This window comes from uncultured Roseibium sp., from assembly GCF_947499295.1.
GTDB lineage: Bacteria > Pseudomonadota > Alphaproteobacteria > Rhizobiales > Stappiaceae > Roseibium.
Map to the genome: position 1 here is coordinate 294,502 of NZ_CANMNP010000003.1, position 21,523 is coordinate 316,024.

A 21,523-nucleotide genomic window follows, 5' to 3' on the forward strand; every position below is an offset into this window, starting at 1 on the left:
GCAATCTCAGATTTTGTCGGGATTTTTCAGAGCAGGTTGGGCCTGCAAAAGGGCGGTTGCGGTGTTCAGATGCAGCTCTGCGCCGGTCTGCTTTGCCATGGAAACCGATGCTTCAAGGAGCTTTCGAACCTGCGGATGCTCTGCTGAATGCAATTTGGCGGTGGCAACGGCTGAAAGCCGCGTCAGTTCCGCATCGAAATAGGCTTCTCCGGTCGTATCCGTAAACCGCTTCACATCGTTGAGCCTGATCAGCGCTCCCTTGGCATCGTTCTTTTGAAGAAGAGCTTCCGCGATCCAGGCTTCCGCATAGGGTCGCGCAAGGATTGCACCGGTCGAGAGATAATCTTCAAGCCCCTTTTCCATGAGCGGCAATGCGCTGGTGTCGCCAGACTTGAATCTGGCGCGTCCAAGGTTGATTGCCGCCTGAGCTGCCTGCTGAGCAAAATCCTGGTTCCCGCATAGTTCCATTGCTTTGAGGGCGTGCCGTTGGGCAGCTTCACTCTTGCCGCAAAAATTGTTGGCGGTTGCCAGAAAGCAACTTGAGAATGCCTGACAGAATGCATGATCAGAGTCTGAGGCCAACCGTTCAAGTTCATCAGAAACCGTCTGCATTTTTTCCGGCTGATTGGTCAGGGCATAGCACCAGCACAGATAGGATCTGGCCAAAATTCCGAGATCCAGGCTGTAGTTGGTGACCATGTCTTCAAAGTCTGCACGCTCGGCATCTGACACGGCCGCCAGAAAGGCGCGCTCGGCACCTTTCAGATCTCCTACATAAAACGCACCGACGCCAGTCATATAGTGACCCGCGGCAAGCTCGAGCGCTGTCTGGAGCTGAAGTGCGATTTCCAGGAAATCAGCGCTAAGTTCCAGTGCAAATGAGATATCGGCCCTTACCATATGGGCGCCCCAAAGGCCCCAGATCATCTGTAGGTTTTCCGAGGATCTGTCTTGAGGCCTCTTGAGCATGCGGGCCTTGGAATAAACTTCCTGAACCTCTTCGGATGCAAATCCGTGATTGGTGATCATCTGCGGTCCCAGCAACAGCAGAAAGCGGCTGATTGTGTTGTCGCGCTTTTGATGGCCTTCGATCCCGCGCGCGAGTTCAAGCGCCTTTTTGAAGTGTTTTCCAGCGTCTTTGTGCGCTGCAAGCCGCACGGCCTGCAGGCCTGCAATTTCAAGATAGTCCAACGACGCAGCGACGTTTCCAGCTTGTTCAAAGTGGTGCGCGATAACTTCGGCAGCCACCTCGGGCTGGTTCTCCGGGTCACGGGTGAGGGCCGAGGCGATTCTGGCGTGAAACTCCTTTCGCACCTTTGGCCCAATAGACTGGTAAGCCAGATCCTGAACAAGTCCGTGCTTAAATTCGTATTGCTGCTCTTCTTCTTCTGAAGGAAAAATCAAACCTGATTTTTGAAAGGCAGAAAGATGTTTCTTGACCGTTTTTCCAGCGAGACCAGCGATATCTGTCAAAAGTTTCTGGTCGAACTTTCCGCCGATGGCCGATGCCATCAATAGCAGCTCTTTGTCGTTGCCCAGGTGCGAGATGCGCGCTGCCAGAGTTTCTCGCAACGAAGCGGGGATAAGCGTTTCCCTGCGTTCTTCAAAAAAGTCGCCGCCACGATCAATAGCAATATTCATCAGCTCTTCCAGAAAGAGCGGAATACCGTCTGATTTCCGAATGACATGCTCAAAGTGAGCGTCGGTCATATCGCGTGGTCTCAATTGACTGGCAAGAAAGCGGGTCTGCTCCCGCGTCAGTTGCTGCATCCGGCACGTTCTGTCGGCAAGATCGGCGAGCTCGCTCGCACCTGGATCCGGGCGTGTGCTGACAAGAGTGAGAATACGGTCCTTTGTAAGTGTGTCTGCCAAATATGCGATCAACTCAAGCGAGCTGCTGTCCATCCAGTGCGCATCTTCAAAGACCAGAACGACAGGGTGGATCAGAGACAACTGACAAAAACAGTCTTTTAGTGTCTGCAGCGGCGCTTCGGCCGAAATTTTCTCCCGCGGCGGGTGACTGTCGAGCCCACCGCTTTTCAGGATCGCTCGCAGGTTTGCATTGTTACGCGGCGTGTCGAGCTTGAGGTCCACAAGAAGCGTTTGGATCACGCTGCCGATCAGGCTCGGGCTCTGCAGTCCTTTGAGGCCCAAGAAACTGTAGAGGCCTTGAGCGACCGGAAAAAACGGTGTTCGCCTGTGATGCACCGAACCGCTGAAATTCAGAACAAGAGCCTGGTCGGATCCCGCTTTTTGCAAAAAAGTGTGAATCAGGCGGGACTTGCCGATGCCCGGGTCGCCTTCGATCAGGATCAACTGGGGCTTTTTGTCTTTCACTGCGCTCCAATTGAGGCGCAGTGATTTCAGCTCGTTCGTTCTTCCAGCAAAGGCGGAGAGGGTTTTGTCACGCGCATTCGGCAAGGTGGTTGAAGGCGGAGCAATGCTTTGCAGGACCTCATAGGCAATACCTGCACCGTCTGAAAGTTGCACTTGCCTGTATTCGAAATTGCTGCGGAACAGCGAGCGGGTGTTCCCGGAAACAAGCAAGGTATTGCCGCACGCGTTTTTTTCCAGAAGCGAAGCTTCATCGAAGACTTTGCCCGACACATCCTGCGGCGACAGGCTGGGCCCGTCGCTTGGGACAACGAAGCCGACACCACTGGCAATTCCGCAGCGCAGTTGCACCTGGAAGGTGCTGCCGTCGTTTTTGAAAATTCTGAGGATCTTCTGTGCCGCGAGCACGGCGCGTTCAGCGTCCAGTTCCTTCAGAACCGGAACACCGAACACAAGAACCTTCTGTCCGCTAGGCAAATTGACAAGTTTACCGCCGAATTCGGAAGCGGTGGCCGCGCAGATGGATCCCAGCTTCGCGAAAAGCATCTCATGGGTCGCATCGGTCAGCTGAAAGTGCGTTGGTCCGGCTGTATTGATCCCGAAAACAACCACACTCAATTCCGAACGCAGCGGTATTGTGCCTGAGGTGGGGGAGGTCGTTTCGTCAGGCGTGAGGCTGGATTGGGCCTTGCCTTTGTTTTTTCCGGGCTTTCTTGACACAGGCAATTTGGCTTCCACCTGGGATTGTCGATACCGCGATCTTCAGCAATATCGGGAATTGTATCGACACTAGCAATTTAGAGTTGTTGCGCCCAGATTTATTCACAAGGATTACCAGGAAACTAACAGTGTTATTTTTTCCGTCGAAAGGTATTTCCCGCGTGAACATTAAATCCCTGCACGAGAATACGTAATTTTTACAATATGAATAAACTCATGAGTGTGGAGAGCAGTGATCCAGCCAAGCTTTCAGGCAATCACCTGGGCACAACCCAGCTTCCCAACTGTTTCACGGACCGCAGCACTTCACTGTAGAAGGGAGGCCAAGAACAGGTCGATTTTGCTATTCAGAGAAGGAAGGTTCTGGCGCAGGCGGTCCCACTGCAACCTTTTCGAGCTCTTTTTTGAAAAAGCGAGATAGATGTTGGCCACTCCGACCGGATCTTCGAACGGAGAAACAGTTGTCATGCCAATACGGTCGGCTGTCCAAAGTGTCATGATGCGCGGCGCCACAAAAGCATCGATGCGGCCGTGATGGGTGGCCATCAACAGCTGTACGACGGTGTCTCGCTGTTCAATCCTTGCCTTGCCGCTTTCTTCAAGAGCACGGAAATTGGGGTGCATTCGACCCTTTGCGATTTTTCCGATTGTCAGCCCGTGAAGATCTGTGGCGTTTCCAGTGAATGCAAGGCCGGAATCCTTGCGGGCAAATATCGCCATTTCGAACTGGACAATGGGTTTGTGCGGATAGACAAGCCACTCTTCACGCTCGGTCGTATGAACGACAGGGAATATGAGGTCCGCACGTCCTTGTTGTGTCGCGAGCTGGGCGCGGGGCCAATTGGTCACTGCGAACTCAACGCCAACACCGGAAGTCTCGGACGCACTTTGAAGCAGGTCGACCAAGAGCCCCGAGGCCTGTCCGTCTTCGCCAGAATAGAGGTAGGGAGGTGCCTGAAATCCTGTGATAACCAGCTTGTCAGTTTCGGCGTTTGCCGACTGAGCAGACATTGGTAGCATCATGCTTGCGAGAATGGCGGCAACAGCTGAAATTCTGGAAAGATGCAAGTTATTTGCACCGCATTTCAAAAAACTCAGCATTTCGCCTGGACCTCATGTCGAATGCCGTTTGGCAAGAAGGCTTCATTCACTCAGTGTTCAAGATAAAATCGTGCCTATTAACAAATCAACTTGTATTTTACCTCGGGTAAATTATTAGTAAAAAGGAGTATTGTTAATTGTTCAGCGAATTTTCCTTGAAATCTATTTAAATTATTCGGAAAAGTGTCAGTTTTAGTATGTTGAAAATGCGTACTCAGTTTTTCACCCGCGGCATGCGTTGATCACGAAACACTTGTGATTGTGCCTGCTTTAGGCTGTTTTGCGATTTTCAGCAGTCAAGCCGGAGCGGACGGCACGTTTCAACGTGTTGCCACTAACACCAATGGTAAGGCCACATAGACCAGGTGCACAGTTTCCTGCACGCAGTCCGGTGCGGCACTACTTCTTTTCTACTGATCGACTGATTTCGGTGATGACACCGAATGCAACAGCCGCGAGGATTTTCATGATGCCGCTATCTATTGCCTGTTCCGTGGTTGCCTGTCCGAGAAACAGGCCAGGACGCGGCTCAACAATAGCTCCCATTGCAACCCCTGCAGCAACTGCTATTTGAATGCATCCAAGGAAAAATACAACTCCAGCGATTAACGTACCCAGCTTAGTAAAAGGCATTGGAATGTCTCTCGATGTCTTTGGTAGTTGCTGAAGATTACCTTTCGTTTTTCTTCCTTCAAGTTATTGTTCAAAATACCCTAAATATCGAAAACTTTAATAAAAGAAGCTTGAATGTTGCTGGGACTGAGAGCCTGGATGGCGGTAGTCGAGATGGCTTGTTCAAACAAGTCTGACCTGAACAAGCCATACGCCGCACAGAGCCGCATTGTTTAGTCGGCATTTGCCTTCCTGTCGCCGACGGAGAACCAACGGACGCATGACTGTCCTTCTTGTTTCAGCGGAGTTCGGTAAACCGTTCACCTTTGAACACTCTGAGCGGATTGCCCCGTTCCAACTGTTTATGGAGCTGGTTTTGGGCGGATTTTTCCCGCGCAAGACCTTCTTCCCGTTTGAGAAAGAGCTTTGACTTCAACCTTTCCAGAGCAACTTGCCGGTTTCTGTGCTGAGAGCGTTCATCTGTCGATGTAGCGGTGAGGCCGGTCGGCAAGTGTGTGATCCGGACACCGCTGTCGGTTGTGTTCTGGTGTTGGCCGCCAGGTCCGCCCGAGCGAAACGTTTCCGTTTTTAGCGCCGAAGCCTCAAGGTCGGGCACGGGTCGAGTTGCGGTTCCGACTGCAAAGACGCCGATAAACCAGTTTTGCCGTTTATGATGAGGGCGAAACGGGCTTTTGCAGGTCCATTGAACGGTACCGGTCCAGCTCATGGAAAGTGTTCCGGACCCCGCTCCGGTCAAGGTGACGAGAGCAGAGCTTGGATCCTTGTTGTTTGTTTCATCCGCAAGTTCCGCACGAAACCGAATGCCGGCCTTCTTTGCTTCCATTTCGATCCGGCGAAGGATGTGAGTCACGGCTCTCCTGCATTCGCGCGGGCCGTCTCCGCTTGTGACCAGCAATCTGCTTTGTGAATCAGTGGTCATCGTCTGCTCCTTCTATCCTGCAAACGGCGTTTTTTGTCCTGACGCGCAGTTGATTGCTCTTGTTTAGCCGCTTTCTTGAAGGTCAGAAGCGGTTTGAGAGAAGCTACGTTCTTTGCAAGCCCCGCGTCGACAAGCTCGTTCAGAACACGTGTCGGATCTTTGTAGGCATTCGGTGCTTCCTCGATCAGAAGCTGCCTGTCTTCGCAAACAACCAGGCCGCCAAATGAGGTCCGTGCAAGCTCGTTTCGCTCGGACCGTGTTGCGCCCGCTCGGCCCATCAAGGATCGACGATCGTATTTCCGCCCGGCTCCGTGAGCCAGAGAACCAAGTGCATCCTGATTGCCGCGCGTGGCGACAAGCAGATAGCTCAAGGCGTCCCTGGAGCCAGCCAATGGAACCAATGGAATATCGGCCTTTGCAGCTCCTTTGCGATGCAGAATTGCGCCGTCCCGAAATTCAATCATGTTGTGTGGTGCGTCCGTGACCGGTTTCAGTCCGCAGCGCAGTGCGTCGGCAGCCCGTTCTGCGATGAGCGTCCGGTTCAGACTGGCCCAACGAGTGGCCTGACAGTGGTTCTGCCAATAGGCTTGACCTTCAGCGCTGTCAGGGTCCAGCCCGGCAAATCGGTCGAGCACGGTGCTGAATACAGCCGTGCCGAGAGAGCGTGAACCTGAGTGAACCAGAAGCGCCAGATCTCCTTTCTTGAGCCCGGACATTTCAAGCGCTGAGTTTTCGGTGCTTGCGTCAACAACCTGCAATTCGCAGAAGTGGTTTCCGCCACCGATTGTGCCAAGGGCCTGAACATGCAAGGTTTCGGGCAGATCCAGGGCGTTCAGGCGAGCTGCACCGTCGCCGGGCCAACTGCCTTCAAGCGTGCGGAGTTTTTGTGCCGCCTTGTCCAGACGCAGCTTGCGAAACGGCAAATCGAGCACAAACAGGCTCATTCCGCAGCCAATGTCGTTGCCGATCAGCTGCGGATAGATCCGGTCGGCCAGTATTGCGCTGCCGACAGGGCCGTATTTGCCCGGATGCAGATCCGGGAATGCGGCAATATTGATCACGCCACGCATTGCGGCCACCTGCTCAAGCTGGTCTTCGGCTGTGCCTTCGATCCAGGAGCGGTCGGAATAAAAACGATGAATAGACACCGGGCGATCAGATCGCACGGAGCGTTCTTTTGTAGAAGTGCCCATTTGGGGACCCTTTGAAAACAGGATAGTCATCAGGCGCAAGTCTCACTTGCCCTGGTTTCCTCCGGCGCACCGCTATCGCGGTTTAGCGAAGAATTGCCGCCCTTTTGTGCGTGCGGTGCATGATCGTCATGTCCGGCGTCCCGTTTTCAAAAAGAATAATTACCGCTTGTTGCGGTGGCAGTGACATAGGCATTGGTCCGGAAATTTGCAATCGGGAATTTTTCCAGACAGGTAATTGTCAAAGTGGTGTGGCGACCGAGCAACGAAGACAAGGCTGGTTGCCAGCGCCCGCACAGCGAAGATCAGGTGCGCCTGTGACGCACCTGATCTGCCCATCGTCTTTACCTCGCTATTGGACGAAGCTTATAGCTCGCTAACTGCTGTTGAGCGGATCTTCTTCCAGTTCTGAGCGGCCTTGGCGATGGTTCCTGATTCATCCTTCTGGAATTCGCGAAAGATGTCCTCGTTCAGGAAGAGGTAAAGCTTGTCGTCAACGACCGCGGCAAACTGCGGGTCGCCGTCGAATTTCTTGCCGACTGAAACTCCGAAAGTGCAGAAGCCACCATTCTGCGGCAAATACGCGGCAGGGCCAGCCGTGAACTTGTCCATGGTTTCTTTCGAAGAGAAATAGTAGGCAACGTCGTCGTGAACGACTGTATGACGTGCCGCGCCATCGATCCGGTTGCCAAGATTGACGAATGCGACAGGATCGACACCATGCATTCCAAGCGGCGCACCTGCGGCTGTCAGGCCACTGGATGTGTTGTATTCGTCTGCCGAAAATGCGGGTCCGGACAGATTTGCGAAGCTCAGCAGCGCAGCTGCGACAAGTGTCTTGGACAGGGACATAGTCTATTCTCCTAACTGGGGTTTGAAAGTTGGGTGACCGGCTTTCGCAACGGCCAGGGATACTTTGCGTTCGACTACTCGATTGATCCATGTGCAAAGATCCCTCAAAATTTGCAGATCGTCCGGCTGAGGCTCAAAAAGAAAACACCGGCTGGAAGCCGGTGTCTTTCAGTCAAGGAAGTTGGCAGGTCTGCCGGCAAGCTGGCTGTATTTTGTGGCTTCAGGCAATTTGAGGTTCGGCAACATCTGGTTTGTGTAGAGAGACCACGGTCAGAACCGCAATGGCGTTGACGATGTAATAGGCAAGGTCGATGCCCTTAAAGCCAAGGACGAGTGGGGCTGCCAAAAAGACGACACCAACCGCAAAATCAACGATCAAATGGAACGAATAAGGCAGCACTCTGATCACACCGGTCTCGTGATCAGTCAATACGGTCAGGATCAACGCTGCGACACCGGTGACGACTGAAAGCCAGAAGGCAAGCGGATTGGACTGACCCAGATTGAGTGCCATAGGCAGTGCGATGAGGCCAAGCGCGACCGGATAGTCCAGATAGGCATGGATGGTCTTGGTAACAAAGCGGATGTTCATATCGAGCTCCAGAATAAAGGTTGGATGGAGGCGGGTGCCTCTCGAGGATTAAGATGATCCGCATGGCCCGATTGATCTATGCGCGAAAATCTTCGAAAATTGACTGATCGTCCGGGAGGCTTGCGACTTATGCCTGAACGCTGCAATAGATGGACCAAACAAGTCTGATTGTGGAATGCCATGAGACATGATGCTCTTAGCCAGATCCTGGATGCACTGAAACTGCGTGGGTCGATTTACTTTCACACCAATTTCTCGCCACCCTGGGCGGTGCAGGTGCCCGCCTTTGGCAACGTTGCCCGGTTCCACATGGCTATGCGTGGTGCCTGCTGGCTCAAGGTCGAGGGGCACTCCGCACCCATCTATCTCGCCACCGGAGACCTCGTCGTTATTCCGCACGGCGCGGCCCATGTCCTGTGCGATGAACTTGGAAGGGAGGCCACATCTGTCGATCAGGTCCTTCAGGACACCGGCTATACGGGCGAAGGAGCGCTTTACTTCGGTGGACCGGAAGAAGAGCAAAGCTGCAAGCTGTTTTGCGGTCATTTTGAGTTTGAGGACGGATCCGTGCACCCGATCCTGGAGGCATTGCCTGAGGTTATCCATGTCCCCAATACAGAGACTATGAATGCCTTTTGGCTGGAAACCGTGATGCGTTTCGTTTCCAGCGAAGTCCGCGCAACACTGCCAGGTTCCGATGCCATCGTGCACAGACTGGCGGAGATCATCTTCATTCAGGTGGTGCGCACCTTTGTCGATCAGCAGGGCGACAGGGCGGGGTGTCTTGCAGCCGTTCTCAATCCCAGGCTTGGACGTTCAATGTCTCAGATCCATCTGGCACCCGAGCAGCCCTGGACGGTTGAATCACTCGCCCGCGAGGCCGGCATGTCGCGCACCGTGTTTGCCGAACGTTTCACCGATCTCGTTGGCATGACCCCACTTGCTTATGTCACGCACTGGCGCATGGAAAAGGCGCGGCGGGATATCCGGGATACGGACCTGCCGCTGATCGATATTGCGGAGAATATCGGCTACAGCTCAGAAGCTGCCTTCAACCGTGCCTTCAAGCGGCAGTTCAGCCAGACACCGGGTCAAATGCGACGCGTTGGTGAGGCGACTTCTCACGGTCGGGTATGACAGAGGTAGCCTTTGGCCGGCCATCCACGCTGGTATTCATCAGCGACCGAGAGCGCACGATTGCCTGCATCTCGTGCGACCAAAATTCATGCTTCTTACCTAGTGAGTTCGCGTTCCGCCCTTTCGAAAGAGCAGAATGTCAAACAGAAACGGGACGTTGACCGCGCCCAGAAACGTTGGCGTCACCAGCGTCCCATCTTCCACGAATTCGATGACGCCCAATTGCGAATACAACTCGAAAAGCCGACCTGAACCTTCTGTGAAGTTGCTTTCAAGAGCGTGTTTGGGATCTGAGAAAAAGTGGCGCAGCATCATGAGCGTTTCGACGGAAAACGTTTCGTGATGGTTCCAAAGGCGAGAAAACGACACAGTGAATTGGCGGATCGGTTCGATATCACCGCCGAGATGTTCCATCTGGGCGGATTGTGCACCATAGAAATCGGACAGGTATTTCACGCCATAGTCGGTAAGCGTATGAGCTTTCAGGATTTCTGTCAGGTTCTCAGGAACGCCATCCGGGTCCACTTCTGTGTAGCCCAGGTAAGACAGGCGCGTGTAAAGTTCGTTGGTCACGGACGCGAGACCCGTCATGAAAACAGGGATCTTGTCCTCCTCCAGCAGGTCGATGCAACCGTGCAGGTTTGATCTGTCGCCCTTGCTCAATGCATGAAACATGAAACAGGTCTCGGCCCACCAGTGCAAATGCTTCGGGTCGTTTGATGCTGTGTGCAGGACGAATTCCTCGTCAGCGCCGTTGGTTACGGTTTTTGAAAATGCACCCTGTTCAAAATTCATTGGATGGATCCGGAAGTGATTGTGTTCGAAACAAAAAAAGGCGGCCGAAGCCGCCTTTTCAAACACAGGTTTAAGTATCGGGTCAACCGATGATGCCATTCAGCGTTGCACTCGGCCGCATGACCGCATCAACTTTGTCCTGAGGCGCATGATAGTAACCGCCGGTGTCGGCCGGGCTGCCCTGCACGCCGTTGAGTTCACCGACAATTGTCTCTTCGCCACCCGACAGCGCAGCGGCAATCGGCGCAAAATGAGCCTTCAGGTCTGCATCCTGATCCTGCTCGCTGAGTGCTTTTGCCCAGTAAAGCGCGATGTAGAAGTGGCTGCCGCGGTTGTCGAGGCCGCCAACCCGACGGGCAGGGGACTTGTCATTGTCGAGCAAGCCTTCAATCGCCTTGTCCAGGGCATCTGCGAGGACCTGGGCCTTGTCGTTGCTTTTGACGTTGGCAAGGTGCTCCAGAGAGGCGCCGAGAGCGCAGAATTCACCGAGTGAATCCCAACGCAGGTAGTTTTCTTCCTGCAATTGCTGAACATGTTTCGGAGCAGACCCGCCGGCGCCGGTTTCGAACAGCCCGCCACCGTTCATAAGCGGAACAATAGAGAGCATTTTTGCCGAGGTGCCAACTTCGAGGATCGGGTAAAGATCGGTCAGGTAGTCGCGCAGGACGTTGCCGGTGATGGCAATGGTGTCCTCGCCGCGGGCGATCCGCTCGGTCGAATATTTGGCGGCTTCTGTCGGTGCCATGACTTTCAGATCAAGACCGGATGTATCGTGATCCGGCAGATAGGCTTCGACCTTCTTGAGCAGTTCCGCGTCATGTGCGCGAGACTTGTCCAGCCAGAATATGCCAGGCATGCCGGACAGCCGCGAACGGGTGACGCCAAGCTTGACCCAATCGCGGATCGGCGCGTCCTTGGTGCGGCAGGCCCGCCAGATATCGCCTACTTCAACACTATGTTCGATCAGGGTTGTGCCTGCGGCATCAACCACACGGATCGTGCCGTCCGCGGGTGCCTTGAAGGTTTGCGGATGAGAGCCGTACTCCTCGGCCTTTTGGGCCATCAAACCGACATTGGGAACCGTGCCCATCTTGGCTGGATCGAGCGCGCCGTTTTCCCGGCAGAAGTCGATCACAGCGGAATAAACGCCTGCATATGAGCTGTCGGGGATCACGCACTTGGCGTCATGTTCCTTGCCATCCGGGCCCCAGCCCTTGCCACCTGCGCGGATCAACGCGGGCATCGACGCATCAATGATGACGTCGGAAGAAACATGCAGGTTGGTGATACCCTTGTCGGAGTTCACCATGTACATGTCCGGACCGTTGCCAAAGGCTGCCTTTATGTCGGCCTGGATTTCCGCCGCCTTGTCCGCGGGAAGGGTCGCAACCTTTGCTTCCAGATCGCCGATGCCGAGGTCTGGATTGACGCCGAGCTCGTCAAAAGTCGCAGCATGCTTGTCAAAAACGCCTTTCAGGAATGTTTTGACACAATGACCGAAGATGATCGGATCGGAGACCTTCATCATCGTTGCCTTCATGTGCAGCGAAAAGAGGACACCCTGGTCCTTGGCGTCCTGAATTTCCTTTGCAAGAAAAGCCGAAAGCGCTCTTACACTCATGTAGGTGGCGTCAATGACGTCGCCTTCTTCAAGCGGCCAGTCGCTTTTGAGTGTTGAGGCCGCCCCATCCTTGCCAACAAATTCTATCTTTGCAGTGCCAACGGAAGCTGCAGCAATGGTTACGGACTTTTCGTTCGACCGGAAATCATGTTGACCCATCGTTGCCACGTGGGTCTTTGAAGAAGGAAGCCACTCGCCCATGCGGTGCGGGTTCTTCTTGGCATACTCCTTGACGGCTTTCGGGGCGCGCCGGTCGGAATTGCCCTCACGCAAAACCGGGTTCACTGCTGAACCCTTGATGGCGTCATAGCGTGCCTTGACCGACTTCTCTTCATCCGTCTTTGGATCTGCCGGATAGTCCGGCAGTTTGTAACCTTGATCCTGCAGTTCCTTTACCGCCGCGTTCAGCTGTGGCTGAGAGGCTGATATGTTTGGCAGTTTGATGACATTCGCGCCCGGTTGCTTGACCATTTCACCGAGTTCGGCAAGAGCGTCGGACTGTTTTTGCGCGTCGGTCAGATAATCAGGGAAATTGGCGAGGATACGACCGGCCAGCGAAATGTCCCTGGTGCCGATGGTCAAGCCGGCGGCTTTGGTGAAGGCGCGGATGATCGGCAGGAATGAGGCGCTCGCCAGTTCGGGCGCTTCGTCGACCTTGGTATAGATGATATCGGCCATTTCTCTCACATTTCCCAGTGTTTGAAGTGCGATCTGACGGACCGGCGGTTCGCCGTTCCGGAGTGAATTTCGTGTAGCGTATACAATTGTACGCAATCAATTGCCAGCCCTACGGAGGGACAAGGCGGGGGATGTTTGGGGGAGTTCTAACAAACGGCTGCGAAAAGGCAATTGGGGCAAAACCGGAGCCTGGTTTCAGTCGTCCATGGCAGGGGAATGATGGGCACTCGCGTATTCGGCGATCGTGTTGCTGAAATCGCTGAAACTGACACTGTAACCGACGGGATTGAGGCAGTGACCTTTCGCTCCGACGAGGCGATTTGCGAATTTGTAGGCCCTGTAGAATTTCGACTGGTTCAGGGACTTTTCAAATTCCGGCTCCAGTTCCAGCATGATCATGGATGAGCCGCGGCTGCTCCAGGTCGTTATCTCGATGATCTTGGTCCAGGGAATAATCTTTTCGGAAATCCTCGTGTCCCTGATACCGTCCGGCCCGATTTCGATCGCCTGCCGTGGGTTCCTGATCAGTCGAATAGTGCCGTAGACCCCCAAAAACCCGAAAAAGACAACGCATATGAGGCCGAAAATCAATCCATCGCCTTGATTGCCGGGAGCATCGAAGGCGCCTGTTGCGACAAACAGGCCGATCATGACGAAGGGCAGGCACAGAGACAGGATGAGCAGAGATTTTCCAACAGACCTTTGAAAGGAAATGTGCTGGCTCGGATCTGTTTGCACGCGCTTTGGCCTTGAAGTTCAAAAGATAGCACCAGAATTTAGCAGCCGACCTGGTTTTGCTTCAAGGCGCGCGCTTACACCCTTCGTAAAAGGTTCGCTTTGGTTCAGGAGACCTGGCCGCGTCACGCCTTCCAGAACTCCGCCGCGCCGTCAGGCAGGATTGCCAGAATCCTTTCAAGGGCTTGTTCATCGATGGAAGATCTTCTAAGCGCCGCGGCAACGTCTTCAATAGCGCTGTTGGGCGCAAGATTGTGATCCTGGCGCACCGCTTTCATTTCCATGATCAATGCCGGACGGTCCGGAAAAGGCGCAGGTGTTTCCAATGGTATCCAGTCTTCAACGAAGATTGCTCGCGTGACGGCAGGCAGAATGTCGGCAAATCGAAGTGCTTCGACGACGGTCAGATGAGAGCGAAATGTGTGCAGGACAGCCCTTAGCGTATGATAGGCCTGATGGTGCGTTTGCAGCATGCAGGTGTCACGAACATCTTTGATGAAGGCATCGAAATCACGTGATGCATGAAAATAGGTTTGCGGCATGGGCATGACTTCACCTGTGGGAAATTTGAAACAGGAACAGTCTGGTCTCAATGAGGCCATTCCGACGATGGAAGCAAGGTCAGAGCAGGTTCTGAGCGTATTGTTTTCCTGACCTGTGAAGATAGCGAGATAGCGAGATGGCGGAGGGAAAGGGGCAATATGATCGATACCGGCAAGCTTGATGACCTGTTCCTGTGGATGCTGGATGGTGCCCGGCCAAGCGCGGATGCAAGAGCAATTGTCGGCGGTATTTGCGACGGCCTTCTTGAAACAGGTCTGCCTGTGGAACGTTTTGCTCTGTTCATCTATACGCTTCACCCCAATCTTCAGGGCCGCCGGTTTCGATGGTTGAAGCGTGAGGGAGTCGATCAGTCGGATGCCGACATGACGGCATTCGATGGTGTTGAATACCTGAACAACCCTCTGCCAACCGTACTGAAATCAGGCAAGATGTTGCGCCGGAAACTGTGTGATCCGGATTGTCCGGACGACTTTCTGATCCTCAAGGAATTCCGGAAGGAGGGGATAACGGATTATGTTGTCCAGCCACTCTTCTTCACGACCGGTGAAACTCACCTTGTCAGCTGGGCAACGAAGGCAGAAGGGGGATTTGACGACGACATGATGGTGGCGCTTGAGAAGATCCGGCTGCCACTTGCACGCCTCACCGAAACCTACATGCTGAGGCTCAATGCCGCCAATCTGCTGTCGGCGTATGTCGGTCGCGACAGTGGGTACAAGATCCTCTCCGGCCGGGTGCACCGGGGCGACCTTGAAGAGATCACGGCCTGCGTTGTGTTTGCGGATCTTGTCGCCTTCACAAAGTTCTCCAATTCCGCCTCAGCGGATGAAGTTCTTGCCCGGCTCAACCGCTTCTATGATTGCCTGGTGCCACCAATCGTTGCGCGCGGCGGCGAAGTCCTGAAATTCATGGGTGACGGTCTGTTGGCTATTTTTCCAATCTCGGAGAAACTCGACGATCGGTCAGCTTGTGACGCTGCACTTGAGGCACTCCGGGAAGCCTCGGGTGGCGCCGAGGAACCGGTTTTTTCCGATGACGCGCCAGCTTTCCGGGCAGCTGTGCATCTGGGTCCGTTGCAATATGGCAATATCGGTGCCTCGGACAGGCTCGATTTCACTGCCATCGGCCCGACCGTTAACCTCGCGGCACGGATCCTTTCATCTGCAGTTCTGGTCAATGGCCAGACGGTTGTGTCTGAAAAAGTTGCCGAGCTGACCGGCATTTCAACCAATGGCGCACCGACTTTTGAGCTGAAGGGGTTTGAAAGGACACAAGTGATCGTTCCCGTTCGTCAAATGCCCACGCTCTAGCAAAGCATTGCGTTGAGTTTCCTACCGAAATCGTCCGCCGCGCTCAATCACCTCGATCTTGTAGCCATCCGGATCAGTTGCGAAGAAAAAGCGTGCAACGCGGCGGCCTGCCGGAGCAAAGTCGACGATGTCGCCGGTTTCGATGCCGAGCTTTTCAAGTCTGGCATGGTCATGTTCGAGATCTGCAACCGTTACGGCAAGATGCCCATAGCCGTCCCCGAGGTCGTAAGGAGACTTGCGCTCCTTGTTCAAGGTAAGTTCCAGTTCGAACCCGGTTGTCTCGTTTTTCAGGTAGGTGAGGCGAAACGCATCAAAATCAAGTTGGTCGGCTATCTCCAGTTCGAACGCGCTTTTGTACCAGTCAGCTGATTTGACGTCGTCCAGAACCCTGATGCAGGAATGAACCATCTTTGCCATTGAAACTCTCCATAAGGCGCGCACTCCACAAGGAGCGCACGCCGGTTTTTTGATGGGAAAAATTGCGATCTGATTTGAACTACCGACCGCTTACGGCAGTGCTCAATGCCGGAAATCTGACGATCCGGTAGGTGCCGAACGAGGCGTCTTCACCACCGTTCAACACGGGTGAGCGGTGTAATTCGTTGATGGTCGCATAGACATAACCGTCGGCGCCGATCGAAAATCCATCTGGCCAGGGCAGGTCCTCGTCAGACTGAAAGAGCTCTTCATAACTGCCGTCCGGCCTGGTGACACCGATCGCATTGTCGGTCATTGCGGTGATATAGACATTGCCGCCTGTATCGACGGTCGACCCGTCTGATATCGGTTTGTCACCGTAGCGTTCGACGCGCGTTGCCAGTTCGTCGTCGCTCAGACTTTCGTCAAGCAGATCCTTGGTTTGAACACGGTACATCGCGCTGGCCGTCATCGGTGCGAAATAGACCCAGGTGTTGGTCGGGTCGATCGTGATTGGATTGACGCCGATCTTGGCCGGATTGCCGCCTAGAAGAATCTCACGGCCATCAATGATCATGGGAATGTCCTCAGGTGTCGTAAATTCCGTTCCTTCCAGCACGCGGCGGGCACGGCCTGTTTCAAGATCAACAACGATCAATGCCGAATTAACCCCATCGCCAGTGTCGGAGATGTAGATCGCCTCGTGATCACGGTCGACCGCCAGGTCGTTGAGGAAGGAAGAGGGCCGGGAAACCGGCTCACCGATATAGTGAATGGCGTGTAGCGTTTCGGTATTGGTATCCCACCCGACGATGCGTCCTGTCCGGTTTTCGCCTTGTCCGTCCAGCATCCACAAAATGCCGTCGCGATCAGCCCTCAGACCCAGGACGCCGTTCAGCCCATTGCCGTCTTCTTTTGGTGCCCGGGCCCAATCTTCAGTCGGATAGGGTTTGGTGCTGCCGTCGCTGAAGACTTCAACCACTCGCAGCTCCGGTCCATAAAACTCATGCACGGACATGAACATGCGTCCATCGGGGCCGATGGCCAGATTGCCTGGGGGCATAGACTTTTCGAAGTTCAAATAGGTCTCGATATCTTCCGCACCTGCTGGAACGACGAGGGCGGCAACAAGGCCGGCGGCGGCAAGTAGTTTTTTCATTACGTCCTCCTCATTTGGGTAAAGAGGGTTTAATTGTTTTATTTTTTCTGGGAAACTGCTCCAAAATTGAAACCAGAATTCGAAAAATTCAAATGTATAGCGTGCCCGATCTTCAGACCTTCGTGACCGTAGCGAAATGTGGCGGGATAACTTCCGCATCCGTGCAGCAGGGGCTATCGGCCGCCACGGTCAGCCATCGGATTGTCAAGTTGGAGAGCGTCTTGAATGTCACTCTCTTTCACCGCAACAGTCGGAATTTCCGGCTGACTGACGAAGGCCAGGTTTTTTTGGAGCGTGTCGAAGTCATTTTGGAAGATCTGCAGCAGGCTGAGTTTGAGGTTGGCAGTGGAACACCGCATCTGCGTGGACATCTGAGAGTAACGCTATCACCCTGGATCCTGTCGCGGTTTCTCTTGCCCCAACTGACTGTGTTTCGACGACAACATCCTGACCTCTCCTTGGAATTCCTGGCGGTTGATCGGTTCGTTTCGCTGGTTGAAGAGGGCCAGGACTGTGCGATCAGGGTTGGAAAGCTGTCCGACAGCGCTCTTATCGCGCGAAAGCTGAGCGACAATGACCGGATTGTTTGTGCCTCTCCCGGCTTTCTCGCGGACCACGGCAAGCCGACTTCGCTTGAAGACCTTCGGGACAAACCCTGGGTTTGCCTTCCCTGGCAGACACAGTTCGACGTCAAGGACATCAAGGGCAGAAAACGGCGTCTGTCAGTGTCGCGCAGCATTTTTGTATCCAACTCCGACATGCTGACCAGCGGAGCACTCGAAGGCCTTGGCCTTGCAGTCAAGTCGCGCCTTGCGGTCAAGGATGAACTTGAGAGCGGCCGTCTTGTTGAAGTGATGCCGGGGTGTCTTGATGCTCCTGATGCACCGATTTCGTTTGTCTATAGCGCTGAGGGGCGGGCCGGGCGGAAGATCAAATCGTTTTACGAGTTCACGAAGGAGGCGTTCCGCCTTGGCGCGGGAGAATTCTGCGCTGTCGCGAACACATAGTCTCCAAACTTGAGGAATAGTTTGAGCAGTCTTTCCAAGTTGATCCGGTTCGGCTACATCCCCGCGGTATGAGCAAGAATGCAAATATCAGAGAAGAAGCCAGGGCGGTTACCGCAAAACCGCCTGCGGTGATCCTTTGTGAGCCGCAACTTGGTGAGAACATCGGAACAGCTGCCAGGGCCATGGCAAATTTCGGTCTCGTTGATCTGCGGATCGTCAACCCGCGTGACGGATGGCCGAGCGAAAAGGCAAAGGCCGCGGCAAGCCGTGCAGACCATGTCATCGAAAAGGTTCAGGTGTTCGACAGTGTCGAAGCCGCAATTGCCGACCTGCGATTTGTCTTTGCGACAACGGCGCGATCGCGCGAAGTGCCCAAGCCAGTGCGCGGACCGGACGAAGCGGCGCAAAAGTCCGTGTCGCTTGGAGACCAGGGATACGCCACCGGCTATCTCTTCGGGCGCGAGCGATGGGGGTTGAACAACGAGGAAATTGCCCTGGCGGACGAAATTGTCACTTTGCCCGTGGACCCCGATTTTGCGTCGTTGAACATCGCGCAGGCGGTGCTGGTTTGCGCCTATGAATGGCGCAAGACAGCAACGTCCGGCGCGCTGCCGTTTCTTCTGTCCGAAGAAGAGCATCCACCGGCAACGAAAGACAACATCCTCAGGTTCTTCGAGCATCTGGAAAGTGCATTGGACACGGCTACCTTCTTTCGCCCGCCCGAGCGGCGCCCCCACATGGTGAGGACCTTGCGGAACATATTCCAGAAAGCGGAGCTGACCGAACAGGAAGTTCGAGCATTGCGTGGGGTGATTGCCTCGCTCGAAGGACGTCAGACGCGTCCGCGCAAAGAGCGCGGAGACGCGGACAACGAAGAGTAAGGGAGCTTTGTGAGCGTGACGAGACCAATTCTGATTTTCGATTCAGGTCTTGGTGGACTCACGGTCCTGCGCGAGGCGCGGTATCTGTTGCCAGGTGAGCCTTTGCTCTACGTTGCCGACGATGCTGCGTTTCCAATTGGCCGCTGGCCTGAACCAGAGCTCAAAGCCCGCGTTCTAGCGCTGTTTGAAAGATTGATTGAGGAGCATCAGCCAAAGGCGGTAGTCATCGCCTGCAATACGGCATTCACCCTTGCCGGGGGGGATCTTCGCAAGGCCCATCCGGACGTGCCCTTTGTCGGCACGGTGCCTGCAATCAAACCTGCAGCGGAGCAGACATCTTCCGGTCTCATTTCCGTACTGGCGACACCCGGCACGGTGCGCCGGACCTATACAAGAAGCCTGATCGACAGTTTTGCCAGCCAGTGCCATGTCCGCCTGGTTGGCTCTGACCTTCTTGCCGAGTTCGCTGAAAGACATCTGCGCGGTGAAGCTGTCGGCGACGGCGACCTCCTGACAGAAATTGAAGACTGTTTTCTGGAACGCGATGACAAACGTACGGACATTGTTGTGCTGGCCTGCACCCACTACCCGTTTCTGGCAAACAGGTTCCGCAAGATTGCCCCCTGGCCGGTGGACTGGCTGGACCCGGCAGAAGCCATTGCGCGGCAATTGATGCGGGTCTTGGGCGATGTAAATACTGGTTCATCGGGCCGCATTCAGGATCGCGCTGTTTTCACATCGCACCCTGATAATCCAGCTTTGGATAGGCTGCTTGCCGGGTTTGGTCTGACCTTACTCAAAGGTGCGTCACCTGCTTTTGACCAGGCTGGCAAAGTCAATCGTTAGACTTGTGTCAGGAAACTTGACAAAGCGAGGTGGGGGGGCCTGCGCCTCAGGCAGCCAGAAACTTTACTGCTAGACCATCATCGGACCGTTTGGCGGCACGTTTCAGGGCGATGATTTCGTCGTTCAGCTTGTTGGGTGGGACCCTTAAACCCTTTGGCAGGCTCAGGATTGAAATCGAACATTGCAACAGCGGGAATTGGCGCGTGGTCCCGAACCGATCCTGTGCCACCATATAGCCCTGTGCGCGGTGTTCGGCGTCATAAAAGCTTTCGACATCCACGCGGAACGCTCTTTTAAGTGCGAGCATGCGCGCCGCGACATCGGTTTGGTCTGCATTCATGAATCCAGCGAAGAAATCGTCGCCGCCGAGATGTCCGTGGAATGTGTCCGTGCCGGAAACGTGACGCTGCACCAATTCTCCAAACAGGATAATTGCCCTGTCGCCCTGACGATAACCATAGGTATCGTTGAAAGGTTTGAAATTGTCGAAATCCATGTAGCACAGATGTCGATCATGACTGCTCTTGCGCGCGCAATCCGAGATGAACTTGGTGATCGCTCCATTGCCCGGCAGGCGCGTCAACGGGTTTTGGTCCTGAGCTTCCTGCAAACGCTTGGCATGGATGATTTTCAGAAGCGATGTCGCCGAAAGAAAGCCGCAATAGCGAAAGTTCTCGGTGATGATGATCCCATCCGAATTGATCGACGACGCAAAGGTCACCAGAAGCATGTCGGCGTTGCTGTCAATGTCGGCTATGGGGCAGGCGCGCACGAAAGACCGCATAGGGAAATCGAGTGCCGCCTTGGCGTCGTCATCGTCAGGTCCGCCTGAATAAAGATATGCTTTCAGATCCCGCTCGTGGATCAAACCCCGTGGTTCGTTGTTGGCATCAAGAACAGGGATAACGCTGGAATCCTGATTGTGCACGACCATATCGAGCAGTTCATTCATCGAGGCGTTGAATTGAATGGTTGGCAAATTCAGGAGCTCATTGCGGATCCTGTCCTGTTCCTCCCGCCGTTTCCGGCCGATGCCCGGTGCCCGGACATGTTCGTAGAACAACTTTGCGTGCGCCGCCTTTTGGAAAGGCTTGGCAACGAACTGTCCCTGGATGAGGTCGCAGCCCGCATCTCGGCAAGCCTTGAATTCCTTCTCGGTTTCTACGCCTTCTGCAATCACTCGAGAGCCGAGAACGTGCGCAAGATTTGCCACAGTAGTTACAAACAGTTTCCGGCGCGCGTCACTGTCTATATCGTTCAGAAAAAAGCGATCGATCTTCACATAGTCCGGCGACATGTCGTGCAGCAGTCGCAACTCGGAAGAGCCACGGCCGAAATCGTCTAGCGTGATGAGGAACCCGAGCTGGCGCAGATCATTCAATGCATGATGTGCAACGTCGGTAAATACTTCCTGGTAGCGTTCGGAAAACTCCAAGCAGATCTGGTTGGTGTTAAGGCCGAGCTCGGATACGATCTCGCTCAGGCCCAGGCGAGGGTCGTCTTCCTCACCAAGATTGCGGCCATCCAACTTGAAGTAAAGTTTGGTTCCCTGTGCGATCCTAAGGTCCTGAAAACGCAAAAGAGCCTTGCGGAAAAGCTCAGTTTCCAACTGGGCTAGAAATCCGAGGGCATGGGCTTGCCTGATCAGGTCTCCGGGAGAGGGAGCATGTCCGAACTCGGCATTTCGGACCTGAGCCTCATAGCCATAGACGACGCCGGTTCCGATGTCCGCGATCGGCTGCAAGGCAAAGTCCAGTGCATTCAGCATTTCATCACGCGTCCGGAAAAGCACGTCTGTGCTTTCCAGATCAGCCTGTTGAACTGAATGGCGATTCGCTGACATCCGAGATCCTATACTCAAGGTCCAGCTTCCCAAGGGTACGCTAAGTTTCGGGGAAGTTAGGACCGTGCGTTACTGACATTATTCCCAAGGGTTGTAACGTTGATTGCATAGTGAAAAACTGCAATTAAGATTTTCTAAATGTATGCATTAATTTGCCTGTTTTATGAGCGGCCGGTCGAAAATCGGAGA

20 protein-coding genes are annotated in these 21,523 nt (G+C 54.3%); 6 read left to right on the forward strand and 14 right to left on the reverse strand.

Annotation, left to right across the window (positions count from 1 at the left end; genetic code table 11):
* Window positions 1-6: 6 nt before the first annotated feature.
* The 3 genes from Q0835_RS07875 to Q0835_RS07885 all read right to left on the reverse strand — a co-directional run bounded on the left by Q0835_RS07875 (window position 7) and on the right by Q0835_RS07885 (window position 4,788).
* Window positions 7-3,054 (reverse strand): AAA family ATPase, encoded by a 3,048-nt coding sequence (locus tag Q0835_RS07875; protein WP_298960177.1) that lies wholly within the window; start codon window positions 3,052-3,054, stop codon window positions 7-9.
* Between the two features lie 306 nt (window positions 3,055-3,360).
* Window positions 3,361-4,065, reverse strand: coding sequence for a transporter substrate-binding domain-containing protein (locus Q0835_RS07880; protein ID WP_298821854.1), 705 nt, complete (start codon window positions 4,063-4,065; stop codon window positions 3,361-3,363).
* A gap of 489 nt (window positions 4,066-4,554) precedes the next feature.
* Complete coding sequence (locus Q0835_RS07885) at window positions 4,555-4,788, reverse strand: hypothetical protein (protein ID WP_298821855.1); 234 nt, start codon at window positions 4,786-4,788, stop codon at window positions 4,555-4,557.
* Window positions 4,789-4,802: 14 nt separating this feature from the next.
* Between Q0835_RS07885 and Q0835_RS07890 the strand changes: the two genes are divergently transcribed.
* Complete coding sequence (locus Q0835_RS07890; protein WP_298959991.1) at window positions 4,803-4,964, forward strand: hypothetical protein; 162 nt, start codon at window positions 4,803-4,805, stop codon at window positions 4,962-4,964.
* A gap of 101 nt (window positions 4,965-5,065) precedes the next feature.
* Here Q0835_RS07890 and prfH read toward each other — a convergent pair whose 3' ends face one another.
* The 4 genes from prfH to Q0835_RS07910 all read right to left on the reverse strand — a co-directional run bounded on the left by prfH (window position 5,066) and on the right by Q0835_RS07910 (window position 8,341).
* Window positions 5,066-5,707, reverse strand: a complete 642-nt coding sequence (gene prfH / locus Q0835_RS07895; protein WP_298959994.1) for a peptide chain release factor H — start codon at window positions 5,705-5,707, stop codon at window positions 5,066-5,068.
* On the reverse strand, window positions 5,704-6,873 hold the full coding sequence (locus Q0835_RS07900) for an RNA ligase RtcB family protein (protein ID WP_298959997.1): 1,170 nt from the start codon (window positions 6,871-6,873) through the stop codon (window positions 5,704-5,706). The genes prfH and Q0835_RS07900 overlap by 4 nt, the downstream gene beginning before the upstream one ends.
* Before the next feature lie 390 nt (window positions 6,874-7,263).
* Window positions 7,264-7,749, reverse strand: coding sequence for a YHS domain-containing (seleno)protein (locus Q0835_RS07905; RefSeq protein ID WP_298821859.1), 486 nt, complete (start codon window positions 7,747-7,749; stop codon window positions 7,264-7,266).
* A gap of 220 nt (window positions 7,750-7,969) precedes the next feature.
* A complete protein-coding gene (locus tag Q0835_RS07910) occupies window positions 7,970-8,341 on the reverse strand; it encodes a hypothetical protein (protein WP_298821860.1) in 372 nt (123 codons plus the stop codon).
* A 180-nt stretch (window positions 8,342-8,521) separates the two neighbouring features.
* Here Q0835_RS07910 and Q0835_RS07915 point away from each other — a divergent pair, with 180 nt between their 5' ends.
* Complete coding sequence (locus Q0835_RS07915; RefSeq protein WP_298960001.1) at window positions 8,522-9,478, forward strand: AraC family transcriptional regulator; 957 nt, start codon at window positions 8,522-8,524, stop codon at window positions 9,476-9,478.
* 99 nt (window positions 9,479-9,577) lie between these two features.
* Here Q0835_RS07915 and Q0835_RS07920 read toward each other — a convergent pair whose 3' ends face one another.
* The 4 genes from Q0835_RS07920 to Q0835_RS07935 form a co-directional block, all read right to left on the reverse strand.
* Window positions 9,578-10,273 (reverse strand): hypothetical protein, encoded by a 696-nt coding sequence (locus Q0835_RS07920; protein ID WP_298821864.1) that lies wholly within the window; start codon window positions 10,271-10,273, stop codon window positions 9,578-9,580.
* A gap of 82 nt (window positions 10,274-10,355) precedes the next feature.
* Window positions 10,356-12,581 carry an NADP-dependent isocitrate dehydrogenase gene (locus Q0835_RS07925; protein WP_366142330.1) on the reverse strand — a complete coding sequence of 742 codons (2,226 nt, stop codon included), beginning with the start codon at window positions 12,579-12,581 and terminating at the stop codon, window positions 10,356-10,358.
* 186 nt (window positions 12,582-12,767) lie between these two features.
* The gene (locus Q0835_RS07930; protein WP_298960006.1) at window positions 12,768-13,310 is read right to left on the reverse strand and encodes an STM3941 family protein; all 543 of its coding nucleotides are present in this window, start codon (window positions 13,308-13,310) and stop codon (window positions 12,768-12,770) included.
* Window positions 13,311-13,432: 122 nt separating this feature from the next.
* Complete coding sequence (locus tag Q0835_RS07935; protein ID WP_298960009.1) at window positions 13,433-13,855, reverse strand: DUF2267 domain-containing protein; 423 nt, start codon at window positions 13,853-13,855, stop codon at window positions 13,433-13,435.
* Window positions 13,856-14,008: 153 nt separating this feature from the next.
* On the opposite strand from Q0835_RS07935, the gene Q0835_RS07940 reads away from it, so the two are divergent.
* Entirely contained in the window at window positions 14,009-15,181 is a 1,173-nt protein-coding gene (locus tag Q0835_RS07940) for an adenylate/guanylate cyclase domain-containing protein (protein WP_298960014.1), read from the forward strand.
* A gap of 21 nt (window positions 15,182-15,202) precedes the next feature.
* On the opposite strand, the gene Q0835_RS07945 is transcribed toward Q0835_RS07940, so the two are convergent.
* Window positions 15,203-15,598, reverse strand: coding sequence for a VOC family protein (locus tag Q0835_RS07945; RefSeq protein ID WP_298960017.1), 396 nt, complete (start codon window positions 15,596-15,598; stop codon window positions 15,203-15,205).
* 79 nt (window positions 15,599-15,677) lie between these two features.
* The gene (locus tag Q0835_RS07950) at window positions 15,678-16,757 is read right to left on the reverse strand and encodes an L-dopachrome tautomerase-related protein (RefSeq protein ID WP_298960020.1); all 1,080 of its coding nucleotides are present in this window, start codon (window positions 16,755-16,757) and stop codon (window positions 15,678-15,680) included.
* Between the two features lie 92 nt (window positions 16,758-16,849).
* Between Q0835_RS07950 and Q0835_RS07955 the strand changes: the two genes are divergently transcribed.
* From Q0835_RS07955 to murI, 3 genes are all read left to right on the forward strand, one after another.
* On the forward strand, window positions 16,850-17,764 hold the full coding sequence (locus Q0835_RS07955; protein ID WP_298960023.1) for a LysR family transcriptional regulator: 915 nt from the start codon (window positions 16,850-16,852) through the stop codon (window positions 17,762-17,764).
* Between the two features lie 68 nt (window positions 17,765-17,832).
* Window positions 17,833-18,645, forward strand: coding sequence for an RNA methyltransferase (locus Q0835_RS07960; RefSeq protein WP_298821874.1), 813 nt, complete (start codon window positions 17,833-17,835; stop codon window positions 18,643-18,645).
* 9 nt (window positions 18,646-18,654) lie between these two features.
* Window positions 18,655-19,491: a glutamate racemase gene (gene murI / locus Q0835_RS07965; RefSeq protein WP_298960025.1), complete on the forward strand. Its 837-nt coding sequence runs from the start codon at window positions 18,655-18,657 to the stop codon at window positions 19,489-19,491.
* 46 nt (window positions 19,492-19,537) lie between these two features.
* Here the strand turns inward: murI and Q0835_RS07970 are convergent, their stop codons facing one another.
* The gene (locus Q0835_RS07970) at window positions 19,538-21,334 is read right to left on the reverse strand and encodes a GGDEF domain-containing protein (protein WP_298960028.1); all 1,797 of its coding nucleotides are present in this window, start codon (window positions 21,332-21,334) and stop codon (window positions 19,538-19,540) included.
* Window positions 21,335-21,523: the final 189 nt, after the last annotated feature.

What these genes read in the sequence shown, in the direction of transcription:
- Q0835_RS07955 (WP_298960023.1), top strand. Translation starts at nt 16,850, where the DNA reads ATGTATAGCGTGCCCGATCTTCAGACCTTCGTGACCGTAGCGAAATGT.
- prfH (WP_298959994.1), bottom strand. Translation starts at nt 5,707, where the DNA reads ATGACCACTGATTCACAAAGCAGATTGCTGGTCACAAGCGGAGACGGC.
- Q0835_RS07885 (WP_298821855.1), bottom strand. Translation starts at nt 4,788, where the DNA reads ATGCCTTTTACTAAGCTGGGTACGTTAATCGCTGGAGTTGTATTTTTC.
- Q0835_RS07960 (WP_298821874.1), top strand. Translation starts at nt 17,833, where the DNA reads ATGAGCAAGAATGCAAATATCAGAGAAGAAGCCAGGGCGGTTACCGCA.
- Q0835_RS07880 (WP_298821854.1), bottom strand. Translation starts at nt 4,065, where the DNA reads ATGTCTGCTCAGTCGGCAAACGCCGAAACTGACAAGCTGGTTATCACA.
- Q0835_RS07970 (WP_298960028.1), bottom strand. Translation starts at nt 21,334, where the DNA reads ATGTCAGCGAATCGCCATTCAGTTCAACAGGCTGATCTGGAAAGCACA.
- Q0835_RS07910 (WP_298821860.1), bottom strand. Translation starts at nt 8,341, where the DNA reads ATGAACATCCGCTTTGTTACCAAGACCATCCATGCCTATCTGGACTAT.
- Q0835_RS07945 (WP_298960017.1), bottom strand. Translation starts at nt 15,598, where the DNA reads ATGGCAAAGATGGTTCATTCCTGCATCAGGGTTCTGGACGACGTCAAA.
- Q0835_RS07905 (WP_298821859.1), bottom strand. Translation starts at nt 7,749, where the DNA reads ATGTCCCTGTCCAAGACACTTGTCGCAGCTGCGCTGCTGAGCTTCGCA.
- Q0835_RS07915 (WP_298960001.1), top strand. Translation starts at nt 8,522, where the DNA reads ATGAGACATGATGCTCTTAGCCAGATCCTGGATGCACTGAAACTGCGT.
- Q0835_RS07940 (WP_298960014.1), top strand. Translation starts at nt 14,009, where the DNA reads ATGATCGATACCGGCAAGCTTGATGACCTGTTCCTGTGGATGCTGGAT.
- Q0835_RS07950 (WP_298960020.1), bottom strand. Translation starts at nt 16,757, where the DNA reads ATGAAAAAACTACTTGCCGCCGCCGGCCTTGTTGCCGCCCTCGTCGTT.
- Q0835_RS07935 (WP_298960009.1), bottom strand. Translation starts at nt 13,855, where the DNA reads ATGCCCATGCCGCAAACCTATTTTCATGCATCACGTGATTTCGATGCC.
- Q0835_RS07920 (WP_298821864.1), bottom strand. Translation starts at nt 10,273, where the DNA reads ATGAATTTTGAACAGGGTGCATTTTCAAAAACCGTAACCAACGGCGCT.
- Q0835_RS07890 (WP_298959991.1), top strand. Translation starts at nt 4,803, where the DNA reads ATGTCTTTGGTAGTTGCTGAAGATTACCTTTCGTTTTTCTTCCTTCAA.